A 17,888-nucleotide genomic window follows, 5' to 3' on the forward strand; every position below is an offset into this window, starting at 1 on the left:
CCCTAGCACCCCTCCCGAACCCCCAACTGCGGTAGCTGCTCTCGCCATTCGGCCTTCGTGAGAACGCCGGACGTGTGGGCGCAGACGTAGTCCACCGCGCGGTCCGTGTCGAGGTCCCAGATGCGAGCGGTGAGGTCGTAGCTGGTGGAGGCGAGGGTGGTGCCGTCGGGGTGGAAGGAGACCGAGGTGACGGTGCCGAGGTGGCCAGTGAGTTCGCCGCCGTAGGGCGTGGCGTGGGACGGGTCGGTCAGGTCCCAGAGGCGTACCGTGCCGTCCTCGCCGCCGCTGGCCAGCATCCGGTCGTCCCCGCCGAACGCGACCGAGGTGACCTCGCCGCGGTGTCCGGTCAGGGTGTCGAGAGGGTGGGTGCGCGCGGGGTCGCGTACGTCCCACAGGCGGACCGTGCGGTCCTGCCCGGCGGTGGCGAGGGTACGGCCGTCCGTGCTGAAGGCCACTGACGCCACCGGCCCGTCGTGCGCGGTGAGTTCGGCCAACGCGACCCCGTCCCCCGCCTCCCCTTCCGCACCCTCCACATCGGCACCCGCACCCGCGTCCGCACCCGAGCCCGCGTCCTTACCCGCACCCCCGCCCGCGTCCCTATCCCCACCCGAGCCCACCCACGCGCCCACATCCCACAACCGCACGACCCCGTCCTCCCCCGCACTGGCCAAGGTCTGCCCATCCGGCGCGTACACCACCGACCGCACCCAATCACCGTGCCCCACAAGGGCGTTACCCACGGGCCGCATCCACCTCTCGGCCCTACTCCCGCCCCCGCTCTTCTCTCGTACTCCCCGCACATCCCAAAGCCGCACCCTCCGATCCACCCCCGCACTCGCGAGCGTGCGGCCGTCCGGGGAGAACGCGACCGTCAGCGCACCGCCCCGATGAGCGGACACCGGTCCGCCCCCAACCACCTTGGGCCGAGCAGGAGTTGATACGTCCCAGAGGCGTACCGTGCCGTCCTCGGCAGCGGTGGCCACCAGGTGGCCGTCCGGGGAGAAGGCGACTGCGCGGACGGCGGATTCGTTGCCCGTGAGGGAGCGAGGGAGGCGGCGCGGATGGTCGGGGCGGCGGAGGTCCCACAGGCGGACGAGGGCGTCGTCGGTACTGGCCACGGCGAGCAGGCGGCCGTCGGGGCGGTGGGCGACGGAGGTCAGTGGGTTGGTGAAGTCGTCGAGGACCGTGGGCGGGCGGTGCCAGAGCCGGACGGTGCGGTCGGAGCCGGTGCTGGCGAGGGTGCGGCCGTCGGGGGCGAAGGTCACCTCCCAGACCTCCGCGGTGTGGCCGGTGAGGGGCTCGCCGATCTGGTGCGGGTAGGCGGGGTTGCGCACGTTCCACAGGACCACGGTGTCGTCGCGTCCGGCGGTGGCCAGCGTACGGCCGTCCGGGCTGAAGGCCACCGACAGCACGGGGGCGTCGTGGGTGGTGAGCGGGTCGCCAAGTGGCTTGAGGCGGCCGGGACTTGAGGCGTCCCACAGGCGTACGGTCTCGTCGAATCCGGCGGTGGCGAGAGTAGTGCCGTCCGGGGAGAAGGCGAGTGACCAGGCGGGGTCCGCGTGGGCGCGCAGCGGCTCGCCGAGCGGGGTGGCCCCGTCGTGGGTGACCTTCCAGGTGCGTACGGTGCCGTCGTATCCGGCGGTGGCGAGGGTACGGCCGTCGGGGGCGAAGGCGACCGCGCGGGCGCTGCGGCCTCCGGCCCGGAGGGGATCGCCAACGGGGCGTGGCGTCGCGGGAGTTGAGAGGTCCCAGAGCTGGGCGGTGCCGTCGTCGCCCGCGGTGGCCAGCAGGTCGCCGTGCGGGGCGAAGGCGGCGGCGACGATGTTCTCGCCGTGGTGGCCGTGCAGGGGGCGGCCGAGGCGGCGCGGGTGCGTGCGGTCGCGCACGTCCCATACATGGACGGCGCCCCGCTCCCCGGTACTCACCAGGCTGCGGCCGTCGGGCGCGAAGGCGAGGGCGCCGACCTCGCCGGTGCCGCCGCGCAGCGGCTTGCCGAGCGGGCCCGGATCGCGGCCCCGGGTCGCGGTGTCCCAGAGGCGTACGGTGCCGTCGTGGGCGCCGCTGGCCAGGGTGCGGCCGTCCGGCGCGTAGGCGACGGAGGTGCCGATGCCGCGGTGTCCGGACAGGCGCGCGGACAGCACCCGGCCCGCGTCGCCGGCCAGGCGGGTGCGCAGGTCGGGGGTGTGGCGCAGGCGCTCGGCGGCGACGTCGAGGCGGGCGGCCAGCGATGCCCTGGTGTCGCGCAGCCGGTCCGCCTCGGCGGTGATCCGGCCGTGCACCGCCGCGTCCCGCTCCGCCTGGGCGTCGGTGCGGGCGTGCAGGGCGAGTACGGCGGTGCCCGAGGTCAGCAGCGCGAGCACGGCGAGCAGCGCGACCACCGTACGGCGCCGCAGCACCGCACGCCGCCGCCGGTTGAGCGAGGCGGCGAGGAACTCGCCCTCCAGTGGGGTGAGTTCGTCCCAGCGTGCGGTGCGCTGGTCACCGCGCTCCCGCTCACCGCGCTCTGGCCGCCGGAGAGCGGTGCGCCGCTCACCACGCTCCCGCCCACCACGCTCCCGCCGCCGGAGTGGAAGATCCCGCCCCCGCCGCACCTGAATCCCGAATGACTTCCGCTGAACCCCGAACGCCTCCCGGTGAACCCCGAACGCCTCCCGGTGAACCCCGAACGTCTCCCGCTGAATCCCGAACGCCTCCCACGCCGCCGACAGCCGGGACCCCGCGTACAGAGCGGCGTTCTCGCGGCCCAGTTCGCGCCAGGTGCGGGCCGCTTCGGAGAGGGAGCGGTGCAGGCGCAGACGGTCGCGTTCGGTGTCGATCCACTCGCGCAGCCGGGGCCAGGCGCTGATGAGGGCCTCGTGGGCGAGGTTGACGGTGTCGTCGTCGAAGGTGAGCAGGCGGGCGCGGACCAGGCGGTCCCGTACGAGACGGCTGTCCTCGGGGTCGCCGAAGTCGAGTTCGGTGTGTTCGGCGGGGCGCCGGGTGTCGGGGGTGCCGTCGCCGGGCGCGACCAGGCGCAGGAAGATACGGCGCGCCAACTCGGCTTGGGATGAGGTGAGTTCGCCGTAGACCTGCTCGGCGGTGCGGACCACGGCGCCGCGCAGGCCGCCCGCCGCCTCGTAGGCGGACTCGGTGAGGGAGCGGCCGCATCGGTGGCGCCAGGTTTCCAGGAGGGCGTGCGAGAGGAGGGGCAGCGCGCCGGGGGCGCCCGCCACCTCTTCGAGGAGCCGTGCGGTCAGTGAACGTTCCACGGTCAGCCCGGACTTGGCGGCCGGGCGGACGATGACCTCCCGCAGTTCCTCGGGGCTCATCGGCGCGGCGAGCAGGGTGGCGTCCTGGAGGGCGACGGCCAGGCCGTGGTGTTCGGCGCAGCGGCCGAGGAAGTCGGCGCGTACCGCGACGACGACGCGCAACCGGCTGTCCTCCTCGGTCGCCGCCACGAGACGGTCGATGAAGGCGTCCCGCTCGGCCGGGTCGACGCCGAGGCTGTACAACTCCTCGAACTGGTCGACGAGCAGCCAGGTGTCGGCATGCCTGTCGGCCTGCCTGTCTGCATGTTTATCGGCACGCTTGTCGGCACCCTTGCCCGCTTCGGTGTCCGGTACCGGAGTCAGGCGCGGCCCGTGGGTGGTGAGCGGGGCGGGTCCCGGCGTGAGGATGCGGACGGCCGCCGGGGCGGGGGTGCCGGGCGGGGGCGTGCGCAGCCAGGGGACCAGACCGGCGCGCAGCAGCGAGGACTTGCCGCTGCCGGACGGTCCGAAGACGGCGGTGAACCGGTGTGCGGCGGCCAGCCGCGTGAGCTTCTCCACCAGACGTTCACGCCCGAAGAACAGGTCGGCGTCGTCCGGTTCGAACCTGGTCAGGCCGCGATACGGGGACTCGCCCTCGTCGGCGGCAGCACGAGTGACCCGCGCTGCTGCCTCGTGCCAGCGCCGCTCCCACTCCTGTGCGTCGCCGTCGCAGGCCCTCACATACGCCAGGGTCACCGCGAGGGAGGGCATCCGGTCCCCGGCGGCCGCCTGCGACAGAGCGGTCACGCCGAAGGGGACGTCCTGCGCCATCGTCCGGTACGTCGGCCGTCCCGCCGACTCGCGCAGGGCCCGCAACTGGGCGGCGAACCGCTGCACCGGCCCGGCCCCGGGGTCGAGTTCCTTCTCCTTGCGTCCCGTGCCCTGCCCCGCCACCCCGGCCGCCCCGCCTTCCCGCCCACCGCACCGTCCGCACCGTCTCCGCGCGGGCACCCGCCCCCACACTTCCGGCAGGGCCTGCCACCGAAGATCCCGCCCAACCACCCTGTCCCGCAGCGCAGTTCACGGGAACTTCACGGCGTCCGCGCGATGTTCGGCCCCTCCGCTCCCGCGCAACCCCATGCCCCCACGCACCTCCGTACGCGCAGGCGGCACGCAGGCGGTCTCCACTCGCGAGGGGCGGACAGCGTCCACTCGCGAAGTGCGGACGGCCTCCACGCGCGATGTTCAGTCCCCGCCACCGGGCTGCTGAACAAGCCGCCCAGGGGCTCCCATTGGACCGCGGGCCGCAGGAGGGGGGCGGCCCGCGCACAGCCGGACGTTCGTATCCAAGGAGAGTCATGCACCGACGACCCCGATCCGGGCGGCCCCCGCGACCCCGCCAGCTCCGCGCGCTCCGGCGCCTCCGCAGGCTCCAGCGGCTCGGCTTCGCCGCCACGGCCGCGGTGCTCACGGCCGCACTGCTGGGTGCCGAGGCGCCACAAGACGCCCGGCACACTCACGGCAAGCAGGACGCGCGGAACACCAAGGGCACGCAGGACGCGCGGCGCACCCAAGGCGAACCGGGCGCCCCGCAGGCCGGCACCGCCGCCCAAGTCCACGGCTGGGGGCAGCCGTTGCCCGCCTGGTCGGACGAGTTCGCCTACGGTTCCGAGGCCGAGCCCGCCGTACCGGACCGCGACAAGTGGCGGCTGGCGGGCGGCGAGCCAGGAGCGTGCTGGCCCGGGCACGCGGGCAACGGGCGCCGCTGCGACGCCAACACCCGGGTGGTCGGCGGCAAGTTGCGGATGACGGGTGAGGCGGACGGCGACACGGGCTGGCTGGCCTCGCCGTACGGGCAACGGTACGGGCGGTGGGAGGCGCGGGTGCGTTCCCGGGCGACCGGCGAGGACAACGCGAAGCAGTACCACCCGCTGCTCATCCTCTGGCCTGACTCCGATGCCTGGCCCGAGGACGGCGAGTACGACTACCTGGAGAACGGCGCGCCCGGCGAACAGTGCGCCGAGGCGTTCCTGCACTACCCGCACCCCGAAGACGTGCCCGTACAACAGGAGTTCGCGCGCAAGTGCGGCGTCGACCTGCGCGAGTGGCACAACATCGCCGTCGAGTGGACCCCTGATCACGTACGCGGATTCGTCGACGGTGTCGAGTGGTTCCGGTTCTCCGGCGGCGCCAACGACAGCCGCGACTGCATCCAGTGCGCCCCCGCGCTGCACCAGACCATCCAGCTCGACAACTTCCACGGCAGCGGACTGCAGAGCGCGGTCTACGAGGTGGACTGGGCACGCGTGTACGCCCCGGACGAGGCCGATGGAACAGACGGAGCAGAGGGAGCAGCGGAGGTAGCAGAGGGATCGGCTGAAACCGATGGAGCCCATGGAGCAGAGGGAGCCGAGGGAGCCGATGGACTCGGGGCAGCACCCGCCAGAGGCCGCCCGTAATCCGTATTCCATCTCCTTTCCATGGGCGCGGCCACCCCGCGAGCGGTACTGCTGTACCTGTCCGTCACCAAACCGCCCCCACCCCCACCGCAACAGGCCCTCGCCGAAGACCTGTTCATCCCGCACACCCCGCACACCCCGCACACCCCGTGCACCCCGCTCATCCGTTCGCCCCGATCGAACCGTTCGTTCACGAAGGAGGACACCGGACATGGACACCCCGACGTACGAGGGGGGCTCCCCGGAGCCCGCACCGCCCGAGCGCCCGCCGGAGCGCCAACCCGCCGCGGCGCAGGATCCGTTGGCGGTGGCGCTCGGCAACGCCTCGCTGCTGGGGCTGGGTTACCTCTTCCTCGGGCGGAGGAAGTTCGCACTCGCCGCGGTGGTGGTCGGCGTCGTGCTGGTCAATCTGTACCGGTCGCAGGCGGAGCGGTGGTGCGAGGTCGTGCTGCTGCTGTGGTGGGTGGCCGTCGTCGCGCACGGCTGGTATCTGGCGCGCGGCGCGGCCGGGCAGGGCGGCAACCGGACCCGGCAGCGGGTGGCGGCGGCCTCGGTCACGGCGGTGGTGGCGCTGACCGCCGGGCTGCTGCGGCTCGACGCGCACGCCATCGAGTCGGACGTCAGCGCGGCCCGCGAGGACGGCGACTGCGCGAAGGCTCTTGAGGCGCAGGACCGGGTGGGGCTGCGGCACCGGCTCACCGGGGCCACCGTGGTGGCCGAGGGGGATGCGACGGCCGACGCCTGCGAACTGCTCTACGAGGCACGGTCCGCGCTGCGTCGCACCGGCGACACCCGCAGCCTGGCCCGGGGCTTCACCCTGCTCGACGAGGTGCTCGCCGACTCCGGGAACACCGCCACGGCCAGGACCGTACTGAACGAGTTCCTGGGCAGGCTGGACGGCTCCGGCACCTGCGAGACCGTCACGGCCACCGACTGGATCCGCGAGGACAGGAAGCCCACCCGCAACCTGCTCGACTCCTCCGCGGACGCCGCCGAGAACGCCGCGCCCGCCGCGCTGCTCGGCTGCGCCGACTCCCTGATGGACACCTCGTCCTGGGACCGCGCCAAGGGCCGCTACCAGCGGCTCGTCGAGGAGTTCCCCCAGGACTCGCGCGTCGACCGGGCCCGCAAGGGGCTGCGCAAGGCGATCGTGTCCGGGGAACTGGAGAAGGTCGACGAACTCGTCGACCAGGCCACCGACAACACCTCCGGCTACTGCGCCCACCCCACCAAGTACAGCGACGCGCCCTCCCGCAAGGGCGGCCGCACGCTGTTCCTCGGCGACGACGCGTACACGAAGCAACTGCCGGGCGACTGGCGCACCGACGACCCGACGAAGGCCGCGATGGTGGCCTGCGCGGGCGAGGCGGACTACGGCGACACCGTCGACACGTGCAGCTACGAGTACGAGGGCTCCGGCATCGTGAAGCCGATCCCGGTCTATCCGGAGACCAGCTCGCCCGCCAACCTCCAGGAGGTCTCCTTCCACAAGGTCAAGATCCCGGTGAAGGTCTACGAGCTGCGCACCGGCAAGCTCGTCAGCAAGCGTGACGTCCAGATCAGCGGCGGCAGTTGCCCACGCACGCTGGACTACGAGTACTACATGTACGACACCGGGCCCGACGAGCAGCAGTACGTCAGCACCGCCAAGTCGGACGTACGCGCGGCGTTCTCGTCGGCCCTCGGACGGTGAGACGCCGAACGACCCCGTACTGAACTAACCCGTACTGAAAGGGCGTTGAGGCACCCGCCGACCGGCCGAACAGACCGGCTGACCAGACCGGCTGACCAGACCGCCTGACCAGACCGGCCGAACCGGGCGGCCCCGTGACCACCTCACGGGGCCGCCCTTCGCGTGCGACCTCCCGTACCTGTGCCCGTACCCGTTCCCGTGCCCGTACCCGCCCGCTTCCGGGCCGCCCCACAAACGAAACAATTTCCTCCGCTTGCACACCTGTGCAGCACACCGAAAACAAGCCCCCTTTCAGCCAATTCGGAATTTGACCACAGATCTCGAATAGTGGACCGGAGTTGATTACGGCGCGGCGATGCTGCTTGGATCATTGATAGTTGAATCCACGCGACATTTCGCTGAGTACGATTTCACTGAGCACGATTCCATTGAGCCTTGAGTCTTGAGCTTTAAGCCCTGCGTCTTGAACCTTGAGTCTTGAGCGTTGAACACGGGGGAGCACGTGGGGATTCGTCATGTCGTGCTGTTCAAGTTCAAAGACGGTGTCACCTGGGCGGATCCGCGGGCAAAGGCGGCGGAGGCCGCGACCCGGGAACACCCGCGCCACATTCCCGAGATCGGCCACTGGCAGTGCGGCAGGAACGTGGCACAGCGCGCCATCGCCCATGACTTCGCACTGACCGGCGACTTCGCCGACCGGGATGCCGTGGCCCGCTATCTCGTCCACCCCGACCACGTACGCGGGGTGGAGCTGTGGCGGGCGATCGCCGACTGGTCGGTGGTGGACTTCGAGGTCGACCCGAATCCCGCCGAGTAACCGAAATCACGGCATCGACGGGAGAATTCATGAAGAACGACGCCGAGTCGTCGCCCCGGTTAAGCTCGGGTTCACCTTTGGCGGCGCTCCTTGCCATCGTCGCCGCGGCGTTGATCTGGAGCACCTCTTTCGCCGTCACCAAGGTGCTCCTGAAAAATATTCCGCCGATGACCATCGGCGCGATCAGATTCTCCGCGGCAGCCCTCATTCTCGCGGTACTCGTACGGTTCCAGAAAGGCTGGCGGCCGGTCGAGCGCAGGTCGGCGCTGGCAATGGGCGGGGCCGGACTGCTCGGCATCACCGCCTATTTCGGCCTGGAGAACGTCGGTGTCGACCTGGCGACCGCGGCCGACGCGGCCATCATCGTCGCGGCGTTCCCCATCATCACCGTGGTCCTCGAAGTCGCCCTGCACCGTGAGAAGCCCTCGCTGTCCCGGGTGCTCGGCATGGCCCTGGCAGTCGCCGGGGTGTGGCTGATCGTCCGGCAGAGCGCGAGTGCGGGCGGCAGCGACCGGCTGATCGGCGACGTCATCCTGCTCATCGCGGGTGTCGCCTGGGCCGCGTACAACGTCGTCGCCCGCCGCACCAGCCCCGGCCACTCCCCGCTGACCAGCACCTACTACCAGACCGTGGCGGGCGCGCTCGGCTTCGTCGTGCTCACCCCGCTGGAGTTCGGCGACTGGCAGCGGCCAACCGCCGCGGACCTCGGCCTGCTCGCCTTCCTGGCCGGCATGTGCTCCATCGCCGCGTTCGTCCTCTACAACTACGGCCTGCGCGACGTCACTTCGAGCACCGCCGTCAACGTACTCAACCTCGTCCCGGTCTTCGGCCTGGTCTCCGCCGTCGTCGTCACCGGCGAGGAGGTCGGCGCGACCGAGGGCATCGGCTGTCTGGTCGTCATCACCGGAGTGGTGCTCGGCGCGGGAGCGGGCAACCGCCCGGCGAAGGCCGCACCCGCCGCGGACGCCGACGCCGACCCGGACGCCGACGCCGACCCGGACGCCGACTCCGACCGCGCCCCCTCCCCGGCCCCGGCCCCGGCCCCGGCCCCGGCCCCGGCCCACGAATCCACCGAACAGCCCCTGAAGAACCACGAGTTGGAAACGAAAAAATGAGCCTCGACGTCAAGAACAGCAAGTGCGTGATCGTCGTCAACGACGACCTGCCGGTGGGCCTCACCGTGAACGCGGCCTCCGTGGTCTCGCTGACCCTCGGCCGCAGCGTCCCCGAACTCATCGGCCAGGACGTGAAGGACGCCGACGGCGCCGTGCACCTGGGCATCACCCTCATCCCCGTACCGATCCTCAAGGCGCCCGCCGAGAAGGTCGCCGAGATCCACGCCGCCGCCACCGAGGACCCCGAGGTGGTCGTGGTCGGCTTCAGCGATCTGGCGCAGTCGTGCCGTACCTACGACGAGTACATCGAGCGCCTGGGCGCGAGCGAGTCGGCGGCCCTCGCCTACTCCTCCGTCGGCCTGTTCGGACCGCGCAAGCAGCTCAACAAATGGACCGGCAGCCTGGCCCTGCTGCGCTGACGGCCCCGTATCACCGGAACCACGAACAACCGCCAACGAACAGCCAGTTACGCACCACGCCTACGGCGCGACCCGTCACTCCGCACCACGTCACACCGCACCACGTCGCGCCGTAAAAAGCGGGCGCCCGCGGCTCCTACCCCGCGGGCACCCAAGCCCCGTAGCCCTCAAAGCCAACGCACAGGCTGGGACGATGTTCACTGTATTCGACGACCGACTCGACGCCTTCGCGCGTCGTACCCTCTCCGATCACCGGCGCTTCGACGCGGGCGGGTGGCAGCCGGAGGAGCTCGCGGCGCACCAGCTCGGCGCGCTGCGCGAGACCCTCCGCTATGTCGTGAAGCGCTCGCCCTTCTACGCCGAACTCCTGGGCTCTCTAGACGAATCGGCCCTGGCGGAGCTCGACTTCGACTCCTTCGCCGAGCTGCCCTTCACCACCAAGGACGATCTGCGCGGGCGGCTGCTGGACGTGCTGTCCAAGCCCGTGCACGAGGGCTGGGTCTTCTACGAGACCACCGGCACCACCGGCCGGGCCACGCCCTGCCCTCGCGACAACATCGACTCGCTGGTCAACAACATGGCCCTGTCGGTCTGTTACGACCATGTCTTCCGCACACACGGCGAGAACCACGTCATCGGCGTGATGGGCCCGAACGAACTGCACTCCACCGGCGACACGTTCGGCGACGTATGCCGCAACCTGGGCCACGCACACGCCAAGATGTGGCCGCACTCGCCGGTCGTCGGCTTCGAGCGGGCACTCGAAGTCGTCCGCGAGATCGGGATCACCGGCGTCTTCTGCACCCCCAACGTGGCCATGTCGATGGCCAAGGAAGCGGTGCACGCGGGCCTGGAGCCGAAGGACCTCGGCATCCGCTTCTTCATGTTCACCGGCGAACTGGCCACCCCCGGCCTGCTGCGGAACATCGGCGAGGTATGGGGCGCCACCGCCTACAACTGCCTGTACGCCTCGCAGGAGGCGTCCATCCTCGGCGCGGTGCACGGCGACGGCCGGCTGCGCACCGTCCCGCTCAACGTCCACTACGAGCTGATCGACCCGGCCACCGGCCGCCCGGTGCCGCGCCAGGCGAACGGCGACCGGCAGGGCGAACTCGTCGTCACCCACCTCTACCAGGGCAGCAAGCCGCTGGTCCGCTACCGCACCGGCGACCTGGTACGGCTGTCGCCCGCGGTCGGCGGGGGCGACTATCCGTCCGAGGTGCTGCTGCCGCTCGGCCGTGTCCGGGACGTCATCGACCTCAACGGGCGCCAAGTCACCGCGTACGAACTGGAGTCGGTGATCCTGTCCCGGCTCGGCGGGGCGCTGGACTACCAGCTCGTCATCGACCGCATCGAGGACACCGACGTCCTCACCGTGGAGGCCGAGACCCGCGGCAACGCACCGCTGTCCGCGCGGAACGTCGAGGAGCTGAAGCGCGCCGCACTCGACTCCTGGGGCTGCCCGCTGGAGATCACCTACGGCCAGCTCGGCGGGGTCACCACCACCGGCGCGATGGTGAGCTGGAAGGCCGCCCGGGTGCACGACCGGCGCACCGCCCCCGACGCCGAACGGCAAACGGCGCTGGCCATGGCCGGACGGAGGCGCGGCCGGTGAGCCCCGCGCCGCAGGACCGCTGGGTCTTCCACCGGGGCGAGTTCGTCCGGGCCTCGCGGGCCGGACTCGGACCGGGCACCCAGGCACTGCACTACGGCACCGGCGTCTTCGAGGGAATCCGCGCCTACGCCGCCCACGACGGCGGCGACTCGCTCCTGTTCAAGGCGCGCGAGCACTACACGCGCCTGCACGCCTCCTGCCGCCTGCTCCGCCTGAACCTGCCGCACACGGTCGACGAACTGATCGACATCACCCGGGAGTTGATCCGCCGCAACGACCTGACCGGGGACACCTACATCCGTCCCCTGGTCTACAAACTCGCCCTCGAACCGGGCACCCCCTTCGGCGTCCGGCTCAGCGGAGTGTCGACCGCGGTGACCGTCCTGGCCCTGCCGATGGGCGACTACAGCAGGGCCGAGGGCATCCGCTGCGGCATCAGCTCCTGGCGCCGCGTCCCCGACTCCGCGCTGCCCGCCCGGGCGAAGATCACCGGCGCGTACGCCAACAACGCCCTGGCCGTGGACGAGGCGACGGCCGCCGGATACGACGAGGCGATCCTGCTCGACCAGCGGGGCGCCGTCGCCGAGGCGAGCACCGCCAACGTGTTCGTCGTGCACGCCGGAAAGGTCGCGACCCCCGGCCCGGACGCGGACATCCTGCCCGGCCTCACCCGCGCCGCGGTAATCCGTATCCTCGCCGACGAGGCCGCTCTCACCGTCGCCGAACGCACCGTCCAGCGCTCCGAACTGCTCACCGCCGACGAGGTGTTCCTGACCGGCACCGGCTGTCAGATCGTGCCCGTGGTGGAGATCGACGGCCGCCCCGTCGGCGACGGCACACCCGGCCCGCTCACCACCCTGGTACGCGAGGTGTACCAGCGAGCGGTACGCGGCGCCGACCCGCGCTACCGGCACTGGAACACCCCCGTCGGCCTCACCGACCCGACCACCGACCGGAGTTCGGCACCCGCCTGAGCGGCCCGCCGTTCCCACTCGGGCCCGACCGCGCCCGCGAACTGCAACTTCCGTACTCCAACTCTGCAGTGTGGCGCCGGAATTCGTACTCCCGTGCCGCAACTCCCGCGTTCCTGGCCCTTCGTGCAGTCATTCACGCACCGGCGCGCTGTCGCGTCCGTGCACTCGTGCCACCTCTGGGGGAACCGTGATCAGCCAGTACCGTCCTGGTGCGCCCGACGACCAGGAGATGACCGACGTCGCTCTCTTCCGCCTCCCGGTGACCGCGTCCCTGCGGATCTCCTCGCTCGGCCCCACCGGAACCAGCAGCGAACAGGCCTGCCGCACCCTGCGCGGGCACCTGCTGCGGCGCGGCCAGGAAGGCGCCGAGATCGACCTGTGCGACGAGTACGAGGAGGCCGGGGAGAAATTACTCTCCGGCGCCAGTGACCTCGTGGTGGTCGCCAACGCCTACTCCGGCGTCGAACGTTTCTACATGGACCCGGCGCTGTGCCTGGCCGCCGTCTTCGTCAAGGACACCCCGCACTACGGCATCGCCGGGCTCCCCGGCAGCGACCCGGGCCGCAAGGCCGCCGTCGTCACCCACCCCGCGCCCCGCGCGCTGGTCGAGGAACTGCTGCCCGAGCGATTCGACCTCACCGAGATCGTGTTCGCCTCCTCGACGAGCGCGGCGGCCGAGACCGTGGTCAGGGGCGAGGTGCCGCTGGCGCTGACCACCGCCCCGGCCGCCCGTCTGCACGGCCTCGAATTCCTCTCCCGCACCCGCCCCATCCGCATGGTGTGGTCGGTGTTCACCCGCCCCGGCCTCCTCGGCGAGGACCGCCCCGCGCCCCGCCGCGCCCACACCGCCAGGAGCCTGACATGGTGAGCCCCGCCCCCGTCTTCGTCGACAGCGCCGAGGTCCGCGAACTCTTCCCCGCAGCCCGCGCCGTCCCCGCCATGCGGGAGGTCATGCGCGCCTTCTCGGCGGGCGAGGTGACCCAGCCGGTCCGCACCGTACTGCGCCCGCCCGCGCGCGGGGGCCTGGAACCGGGCCTGTTCGGCTCGATGCCCGCGCACGTGCCCTTCGAGGGCCGGCACTGGTTCGGCATCAAGTCCGTCGTCGTACGCGAGGACAACGCGGCCCGCGGCCTGCCCTCCCACGTCGGCACCGTCACCGTCTTCGCCCCGGACACCGGACTGCCGGTGGCGGTGCTCCCCGCCGACACGGTCACCGAGCTGCGCACCGCCGCCGTCTCCGCGGTCGCCGCCGACGCGCTCGCCCTGCCCGGCCCCACCACCCTCGCGATCGCCGGAGCGGGCGCCCAGGCGCGGGCCCACATCACGGCCATGGCGGCGGTACGGCCCCTGCGCGGCGTGCGCCTGTGGAGCCGCAACCCGGGCAGCGCGCACAAACTCGCCGACTGGGTCCGCTCCGCACACGGCCTCGACACCGAGGTGTACGACACCCTCGCCGAGGCCACCCGCGAAGCCGGACTGATCTGTACGACCACCGCCGCCCGCGAACCCCTGCTGCACGACGCGGACGTGGCCCCCGGCGCCCTGGTCTGCGCCGTGGGCGCCTGCCAGCCCGGCGCCCGCGAACTGTCCTCGCGCCTGGTGGCCCGCTCCACGGTGATCCTGGACAGCGCCGAAGCGGCGGCCAAGGAGGCCTCCGAACTCCTCGTCCCGGTCCAGGAAGGCCTGATCGGACCCGACCACGCGCGCGGCGAACTCGGCGCCGTCCTGGACGGCCGCGTCCCCGGCCGCGACAACGACCGGGAACGCCTCGTCTACCTCTCCCTCGGCCTCGCCGCCCAGGACGTCGCCGCCGCCGTCCTGATCGCCCGCCTCCGCGCCGAACGGGCCGCCCCGGACGCGGGCGCGACGTGGTGGCTGGCCTGAGCGGACACCGAACCCGCATCTGAGCCGAGCACCTCCGGAGCCGGACACCACCGGGAGGGACAGCTGCTCCGGTCCCTCCCGCCGCTTCGGGCCGCTTCCTCCGCTCAGTGCGCCTCGTAAATGCCCTGGTAGTGGGCGAGCGCGGCCTCGTGGATCCGGTTCTCGCTCCAGGACGTGAACCGTCCGGGTGCCAACCGGTCCGGATCCACGAGGAGTTCGCCGACCTGGAGCAGCATCGCGGCGAGCTGACGGCCGACGCCGCCGGCGTGGGTGACCCAGGAGGCCTCCGCGCACCACAGCCCGGCCACCCCGGGCGCGGGGCCGACCAGCGGCAGTTCGTCGGGGGTCATGGCGAACACCCCGCTCAGCCGACGGCCGAGCGGGGCCGCGCGGAAGGCCGGGACGAGGGCGGTGGCCTCGGCCAGGGCCGTACCGAAGTCGGCTTCGTGGAAGGGGACTTCGGCCGAGGTCAGGGAGGACGTCGGGGTCAGCGGCAGCGGCGTGTGGGCGTAACTCCCCAGGCCGTAGCGGCGTCCGTGACGGCGGGTGTAGACGCAGTGCTCGGGGTAGCGGACGATCGGCCCGTCGCCCAACGCGTCGGCCGGCTCCGGCAGTTCACGGGTGTACAGGTACGGATGCCGCACCGCCGTCATCGGCAGCCGGACCCCCACCTGCGCCGCGAGCACCGGCCCCCAGATCCCGGCGGCCAGCACGACCCGCTCGGCCGCGACCACCTCCCCGTCCGCGCCGACCCGCACCCCCGTGACCCGGTCCCCCGCGTGCTCCAGCGCCACCACGGGAGTCTTGAAACGGAACCGGACCCCGTCCCGCTCGGCGGCGTCCACCAGCAGACGCGTCAGCAGTACGGGATCGACGGCACCGTCGCCCGGCACGTACAGCGCACCGCACGCCCGCTGCGGATCCACCAGCGCGGGCGCCAGCGCCACCGCCTCCTCGGGCCCGACCACCCGCGCCGCCACCCCGAGGCCCCGCCCGTGCTCGACATCCCGGTGCGCCCGCTCCAACCGGCCCTCGCTGGTGGCGACTTCGAGACAACCGACCTCCCGGAAAGGCGAGTCGCCGCCACCGTCCGGGACCAGGGAGCCGTATGTGGCCACGCTGTCCACCGCCAGCGCGGTGAGTTCCGGCGTCGCACTGAGCCGCCCCACGAACCCCGGCGCCAGACCGGTCGACCCGGGCATTTCCGTACGCCCCCGTGAATCGACCACCAGCACCTCGTCGTGCCCGAGCCGCGCCAGGTGATACGCGACCGAGGCCCCCACCACCCCGGCCCCCACGACCACGGTCCGCCCGGGCACCCACCGCCCACGCTCCATCGCGCACACCTTCCCCGCCCGGCCACTCGCACCGGGCCACCTCGCACCGACGGGGCGCCACGACCGCTCCCCGGCCCGGCGCCGGACGGCGCCGCGGCACAGTGCCAACTACGGGGGCGTGGCCCGGGTCACTGTCGGGAGGCAGGGGGAAGCAGGGGCGCGGAGAGGGTTCGTCACGGATCCGGGAAGGGATACGGATCACCAACTCGCCGACTGAGAGGCACTTCACACCGGGAGCGGGCGCGCGGGGCGGGAACGGGCAGCCCCGGAAGCCGGGAAGTCCTGGAGCCGGAAGTCTCTGAAGGCTGACCGCCTGGAGCGGAAGCCCTGCGGCCTGAAAACAGCCGGAAAAGCAGAAGAACCCCAGACGAACTGGGGTTCTTTCTGATGGTGCGCGAGGGGGGAGTTGAACCCCCACGCCCTTGCGGGCACTGGAACCTGAATCCAGCGCGTCTGCCTATTCCGCCACCCGCGCATAGGTGTTGTCGTTGGTGTCTCTCACTGTGGGTGCGAGCGCCTGCCGACATCCAGAAGATTAGCACGCAGTCGAGGGTGGATTCACCTCCGTATTCGCGGGGCAGCCGCTCCCTGCGGCCGTGCACCGGCCGGGGCAAACCCGCTCGTCGGACCCCCCGCGCCACCCGCCGCGCCACCACCCCGCCGCCCGCGAGGCACGGCGCACGACGGGGCCTGCGACGGATTCGGGCGGCGGATGGTTGAGCGGGCCGCGTAACAAGCCACGCAACAACCTCGCACCAGTCCGGCGCTCGCCACCCGGAGTTGTCCCGCCGCCGGGGCCCGGTACGGGACACTGGGAACGGGTCGTTCCTGTCGCGCGGCAACGGCCGGGAGCGGACAGCGGAGCCGAACGTACGTACGGTTCACGCGTGCGTTCTCTCCGCCCGCGGGCACTTTCCGTGCCGAAACCGGGTACGGAAAGTAAGGAAGCGGACGAATGCGGAGAACGGTGAGAGGGACAGCGGAGAAACGGACAAGGGGCACAGGGACAAACGGACATGAGGGCGGGGAACGGACGCCTGGGGAACCTGACCGCCGGCTCGGGCGGACAGGACGGAACCGGGCGGCTGAGCAGGGACTCTGACGGGGCGGGGGCCACAAGCGCCACCCGTACCGCGTGCGTTCCGGACCGGGACCACGCCGGGACCGGGCGGATCCGGAATCGGATGCGCCGGGAGTGGATCACCGGCACGGGAAGCGGGCAGGACCTGTGAGGGTCGACACTCCTTGCCGGGGGTCACAAGGGGAACCACCTGTTTTCCCGGCGCGTGGATACGATCAGTAAGCAGGATCAGTGAGCAGGACGAGCCATCGCGACCGGCGCGGGCGGGCAGCCCGGCGGGAAGCGAGGCACGAGCGGTACCGCGAGGACCGGCAGCGGCCGGGCACACTGGCGGTACGGCACGAGAACAGGTACGGCACGACAGCAGGCGCGGCCAGGGCGGATCGAAGGAGGAGGTGCCCCGTGGGAGTCCTGAAGAAATTCGAGCAGCGGCTCGAGGGTCTGGTCAACGGCACCTTCGCCAAGGTGTTCAAGTCCGAGGTCCAGCCGGTGGAGATCGCCGGAGCGCTGCAGCGGGAGTGCGACAACAACGCGACGATCTGGAACCGGGACCGGACCGTCGTCCCCAATGACTTCATCGTCGAGCTGAGCGCGCCCGACTTCGACCGGCTCAGCCCGTACGCCGGGCAACTCGGCGACGAGCTCGCGGGCATGGTGCGCGACTACGCCAAGCAGCAGCGGTACACCTTCATGGGGCCGATCAAGGTCCACCTGGAGAAGGCCGAGGACCTGGACACCGGGCTGTACCGAGTGCGCAGCCGTACGCTCGCGGCCAGCACCTCGCAGGCACCGGGCGGTGCCGCGCCGGCCTCCGCGCCCGCGCCCGCCCATCCGCCGCAGGGCCGCCCCGGGTACGGCTACCCGCCGCAGGCCCCGGCCGGTGCGCCGCCGATGCCCCCGGCCCCGCCGCCGGGCGGACGGCCCGCGGCCGCGCCGATGCGTCCGGGCGCAGGTGCCGGCGGTGGGCAGGGCGGACCCGTACGACGATGGATCGAGATCAACGGCAGCCGCCACCAGATCGTCCGACCCACGCTCGTCCTCGGGCGCAGCACCGAGGCCGACGTGCGGATCGACGACCCCGGCGTATCGCGTCGGCACTGTGAGATCCGGACCGGAACGCCCCCCACTGTCCAGGATCTCGGTTCCACGAACGGCATCGTGGTGGACGGACAGCACACCACCCGCGCTACGCTCCGCGACGGCTCCCGGATCGTCGTGGGGAGCACCACCATCATTTACCGGCAAGCCGAAGGGTGAAGCGGGGGCA

The 17,888-nt window shown here is 72.0% G+C and carries 12 protein-coding genes and 1 tRNA gene; 10 read left to right on the forward strand and 3 right to left on the reverse strand.

Annotated features, from left to right (window positions below):
* Positions 1–2 precede the first annotated feature (2 nt).
* Positions 3–4,181 (reverse strand): WD40 repeat domain-containing protein, encoded by a 4,179-nt coding sequence (locus tag HUT18_RS16420; RefSeq protein ID WP_176101396.1) that lies wholly within the window; start codon positions 4,179–4,181, stop codon positions 3–5.
* A 404-nt stretch (positions 4,182–4,585) separates the two neighbouring features.
* Here HUT18_RS16420 and HUT18_RS16425 point away from each other — a divergent pair, with 404 nt between their 5' ends.
* From HUT18_RS16425 to HUT18_RS16465, 9 genes are all read left to right on the forward strand, one after another.
* Entirely contained in the window at positions 4,586–5,686 is a 1,101-nt protein-coding gene (locus HUT18_RS16425; RefSeq protein WP_176101397.1) for a glycoside hydrolase family 16 protein, read from the forward strand.
* Between the two features lie 211 nt (positions 5,687–5,897).
* A complete protein-coding gene (locus HUT18_RS16430; RefSeq protein WP_176101398.1) occupies positions 5,898–7,379 on the forward strand; it encodes a hypothetical protein in 1,482 nt (493 codons plus the stop codon).
* Between the two features lie 502 nt (positions 7,380–7,881).
* The gene (locus HUT18_RS16435) at positions 7,882–8,196 is read left to right on the forward strand and encodes a Dabb family protein (protein ID WP_176101399.1); all 315 of its coding nucleotides are present in this window, start codon (positions 7,882–7,884) and stop codon (positions 8,194–8,196) included.
* Between the two features lie 29 nt (positions 8,197–8,225).
* On the forward strand, positions 8,226–9,311 hold the full coding sequence (locus tag HUT18_RS16440; protein ID WP_176101400.1) for a DMT family transporter: 1,086 nt from the start codon (positions 8,226–8,228) through the stop codon (positions 9,309–9,311).
* Complete coding sequence (locus HUT18_RS16445) at positions 9,308–9,730, forward strand: DUF2000 domain-containing protein (protein ID WP_176101401.1); 423 nt, start codon at positions 9,308–9,310, stop codon at positions 9,728–9,730. The genes HUT18_RS16440 and HUT18_RS16445 overlap by 4 nt, the downstream gene beginning before the upstream one ends.
* 193 nt (positions 9,731–9,923) lie before the next feature.
* A complete protein-coding gene (locus HUT18_RS16450) occupies positions 9,924–11,345 on the forward strand; it encodes a phenylacetate--CoA ligase family protein (protein WP_176101402.1) in 1,422 nt (473 codons plus the stop codon).
* Positions 11,342–12,319 carry a branched-chain amino acid transaminase gene (locus tag HUT18_RS16455; RefSeq protein WP_176101403.1) on the forward strand — a complete coding sequence of 326 codons (978 nt, stop codon included), beginning with the start codon at positions 11,342–11,344 and terminating at the stop codon, positions 12,317–12,319. The genes HUT18_RS16450 and HUT18_RS16455 overlap by 4 nt, the downstream gene beginning before the upstream one ends.
* Before the next feature lie 187 nt (positions 12,320–12,506).
* Positions 12,507–13,187, forward strand: coding sequence for a prephenate dehydratase domain-containing protein (locus HUT18_RS16460; protein ID WP_176101404.1), 681 nt, complete (start codon positions 12,507–12,509; stop codon positions 13,185–13,187).
* Positions 13,181–14,203, forward strand: coding sequence for an ornithine cyclodeaminase family protein (locus tag HUT18_RS16465; protein ID WP_176101405.1), 1,023 nt, complete (start codon positions 13,181–13,183; stop codon positions 14,201–14,203). The genes HUT18_RS16460 and HUT18_RS16465 overlap by 7 nt, the downstream gene beginning before the upstream one ends.
* 104 nt (positions 14,204–14,307) lie before the next feature.
* On the opposite strand, the gene HUT18_RS16470 is transcribed toward HUT18_RS16465, so the two are convergent.
* Complete coding sequence (locus HUT18_RS16470) at positions 14,308–15,540, reverse strand: FAD-binding oxidoreductase (protein ID WP_176101406.1); 1,233 nt, start codon at positions 15,538–15,540, stop codon at positions 14,308–14,310.
* 388 nt (positions 15,541–15,928) lie between these two features.
* Positions 15,929–16,015 (reverse strand) — tRNA-Leu (locus HUT18_RS16475).
* Positions 16,016–17,023: 1,008 nt separating this feature from the next.
* On the opposite strand from HUT18_RS16475, the gene HUT18_RS16480 reads away from it, so the two are divergent.
* Positions 17,024–17,878 (forward strand): DUF3662 and FHA domain-containing protein, encoded by an 855-nt coding sequence (locus tag HUT18_RS16480; protein ID WP_176101407.1) that lies wholly within the window; start codon positions 17,024–17,026, stop codon positions 17,876–17,878.
* Positions 17,879–17,888 lie beyond the last annotated feature (10 nt).

Source organism: Streptomyces sp. NA04227 (assembly GCF_013364195.1).
Classification (GTDB): Bacteria; Actinomycetota; Actinomycetes; order Streptomycetales; family Streptomycetaceae; genus Streptomyces.

Excerpts from the sequence above, each read along its gene's own strand:
- HUT18_RS16440 (WP_176101400.1), top strand. The coding sequence starts at position 8,226 with ATGAAGAACGACGCCGAGTCGTCGCCCCGGTTAAGCTCGGGTTCACCT.
- HUT18_RS16425 (WP_176101397.1), top strand. The coding sequence starts at position 4,586 with ATGCACCGACGACCCCGATCCGGGCGGCCCCCGCGACCCCGCCAGCTC.
- HUT18_RS16445 (WP_176101401.1), top strand. The coding sequence starts at position 9,308 with ATGAGCCTCGACGTCAAGAACAGCAAGTGCGTGATCGTCGTCAACGAC.
- HUT18_RS16465 (WP_176101405.1), top strand. The coding sequence starts at position 13,181 with ATGGTGAGCCCCGCCCCCGTCTTCGTCGACAGCGCCGAGGTCCGCGAA.
- HUT18_RS16470 (WP_176101406.1), bottom strand. The coding sequence starts at position 15,540 with ATGGAGCGTGGGCGGTGGGTGCCCGGGCGGACCGTGGTCGTGGGGGCC.
- HUT18_RS16430 (WP_176101398.1), top strand. The coding sequence starts at position 5,898 with ATGGACACCCCGACGTACGAGGGGGGCTCCCCGGAGCCCGCACCGCCC.
- HUT18_RS16450 (WP_176101402.1), top strand. The coding sequence starts at position 9,924 with ATGTTCACTGTATTCGACGACCGACTCGACGCCTTCGCGCGTCGTACC.